The organism is Bartonella sp. MR168JLCBS (genome assembly GCF_042194175.1).
On sequence record NZ_JBHIMP010000285.1, the window covers coordinates 1 to 807 of the forward strand.

Genomic DNA, 807 nt, shown 5'->3' on the forward strand with positions numbered 1-807 from the left:
CACCAGTTGAGATATCAAACCAACCCCGTGTAACGTCAAAACATCTTGATCTTTGCACGCCTTTATACAGGGAAATGTCTCTAAATTTTTCAGCGAATAACGAATAGAAAATTACTCTAATGCGGTCTGCTGCTCTAGCCCAGTCAATGATTTATTGCTAACAACTGTTTGTGCTGCTGGTGCCAAAAGACTTATCCATTGACCAATAAAATCATTTGACGATAAAGATTTGCCCGTCCCTTCAAGAACAGTGCTCAGCTCAGCCCTTCCCCACAATGGCCATAACCAAAAACAACAATATGCTTGACCTCAAGGAATTGCACCGCATGTTTAATCGCTGCTGATGTTGCGTGATATTGGTTATCAAGACAAAAAAGAGGAACTAAATTTGCCACGTTGCGCAGGCGTAAAAACTTCATTTAAGTTTAGCATAAAAATCGTTCTTGGCACTACCCGCGAATTACAACAAGTAATGACTAAAACTTCAGGTTTCTGCTCTTCAATCGCCAATTGCTGACAATGGGCTATTTTATATGAAAAATGATTTTTTGTAAACGACTGATAAATGCTTAAAAGTCTTTCTGGTAAACGCGTCATTTTATATATTTCAAAAGAACAGACTATTAATATACAAAAACACTAAAAATGTCCTTTCATCGACGCAAAACATTTTCTTAGAACGGCAAATTATTATTGTAAAGGAGAAGAAACAACTTTATCTTATCCAAAAACTATTCTCTTAAGGAGGAAGGTGTTACACTTTAAGGAAGAAAGTGTCATACTGCAGAGAATGATATAATAGTCTAC

At 36.6% G+C, this 807-nt stretch carries 1 pseudogene; it reads right to left on the minus strand.

Going from position 1 to position 807, the window contains the following annotated elements:
- Nucleotides 1-597, minus strand: a pseudogene (locus ACFIK8_RS10910) (carbonic anhydrase); the annotation flags it as partial.
- Nucleotides 598-807: the final 210 nt, after the last annotated feature.